Source organism: Romboutsia sp. 1001216sp1, assembly GCF_039841805.1.
GTDB lineage: Bacteria > Bacillota > Clostridia > Peptostreptococcales > Peptostreptococcaceae > Romboutsia_C > Romboutsia_C hominis.
The window spans coordinates 1-1,658 of sequence record NZ_JBDPHA010000034.1 but is presented as its reverse complement, the minus strand read 5'-3'; the positions used below and the strand labels follow the sequence as shown (position 1 = coordinate 1,658).

Annotated in this window: 1 protein-coding gene and 3 rRNA genes; all 4 read right to left on the bottom strand. The window is 30.8% G+C overall.

All coding sequences use genetic code 11. The annotated features are described in order from the left end of the window. A 16S ribosomal RNA gene (locus ABHC41_RS14675) occupies nt 1-328 on the bottom strand; the annotation flags it as partial. Nucleotides 329-1,040: 712 nt separating this feature from the next. Next, nucleotides 1,041-1,361, bottom strand: a complete 321-nt coding sequence (locus ABHC41_RS14670) for a MazG-like family protein (protein WP_166504683.1) — start codon at nt 1,359-1,361, stop codon at nt 1,041-1,043. A gap of 42 nt (nt 1,362-1,403) precedes the next feature. Next, nucleotides 1,404-1,520, bottom strand: a 5S ribosomal RNA gene (gene rrf, locus ABHC41_RS14665). Nucleotides 1,521-1,579: 59 nt separating this feature from the next. Continuing rightward, nucleotides 1,580-1,658 (bottom strand): 23S ribosomal RNA (locus ABHC41_RS14660); the annotation flags it as partial.

The following is a 1,658-nucleotide window of genomic DNA, read 5'->3' as shown; positions in this document are numbered from 1 at the left end:
GAGTTTGGACCGTGTCTCAGTTCCAATGTGGCCGATCACCCTCTCAGGTCGGCTACTGATCGTCGCCTTGGTAAGCCATTACCTTACCAACTAGCTAATCAGACGCGGGTCCATCCTGTACCGCAAAAGCTTTGATGAGAAAGCCATGCGACTCTCACATATTATCTCGTATTAGCATACCTTTCGGTATGTTATCCGTGTGTACAGGGCAGGTTACCCACGCGTTACTCACCCGTCCGCCGCTCTTCTCCGAAGAGAATCGCTCGACTTGCATGTGTTAGGCACGCCGCCAGCGTTCATCCTGAGCCAGGATCAAACTCTCAAATAAAAGTTGTTACCTGCTCAGACTATCATTATCTGAATATCTGGCTTGGTTTGTTTTCGATTCTTTAAGAATCATTAGTTGTATAAATTAACCTACTGTTTAATTTTCAAAGTTCATTCCTTACAACTTCCTTAGTTTATCAAAGTAATTTTACTTTGTCAACTCTTTTCTGTTGTTTCTCTTTCGTGTTTGTCCTTTTCTTAAGGACATGTATTACTATACCACCTATACTTTATATCGTCAATACTTTTTCTTAACTTTTTTTAGTATTTTTTATAATTAGTTTATTTTTTTAAGTTATACACAATTTTTGTTTATGTTATTAACATTATATACATCCTAGACTTAGCTTATATACCGATTTTCTATTTTTTATCCACATTTCTAATTTATTTATCATTAATTAAATTTTTTTATTTAAATTATATATTTTTATATACACTTTCTACTTTGATTAGAAATTTTAGTATTCAATAAAAAATATTTTTTCTATTTCTTCAACTATTATGTTAACTTATTTATATTTTTATTAAATTTTTATACTATTACAAATAGATTAAAGATCATTTAATAAAATTGTTACCAATCAAAATATACTTAAAATGAGTATAACCTCCTACGTATAATGATATTAATTTTACATTACTAATTCTTTATAAATAAAAATAACTTAAGTCTATATTTAATCAACTTAAGTTATCTAATATTTTAAAATTTATATAGTTTTGCATTTTTCTTCCCATTTTTTAAGCTTTTTCTTATATATATTAACTATCTCATCCATATTAATTTCATTATCATAACTCTGGCTTATTATTGAGCTTGCTACAATTATTACGTCTAAACACTCTTCAACTATATCTTCTTTTGTTTTTTCTTTGTATCCACACCCACATACATTTGATGAACTCAATACTGCCTGGGAAACTTCCCCAACCTCTTCTGATAACTTCAAAGCTCTTTCCATTAGTGATTTTTGATCTATAAGATTTAATCTCTTGATTTCTTTAAAATCGATTATTTTTTCAGTTTTCATTTTAACTCCTTGTATTTTTTATTTTGAACATAAAAAAAGATTACGTGGCTACGTCTTACTCTCCCAGGAGGTCGCCCTCCAAGTACCATCAGCGCTAAAGAGCTTAACTTCTGTGTTCGGTATGGGAACAGGTGTATCCTCTTTGCTATAATAACCACATAATCTTTATCTTTTTAGAGTTAATACTCTGAAAACTGTATATCATTTAGTTAATGATTTTGGTCAAGTCCTCGACCTATTAGTATCGATAAGCTAAATACATTACTGCACTTACACCTTCGACCTATCAACCAGGTA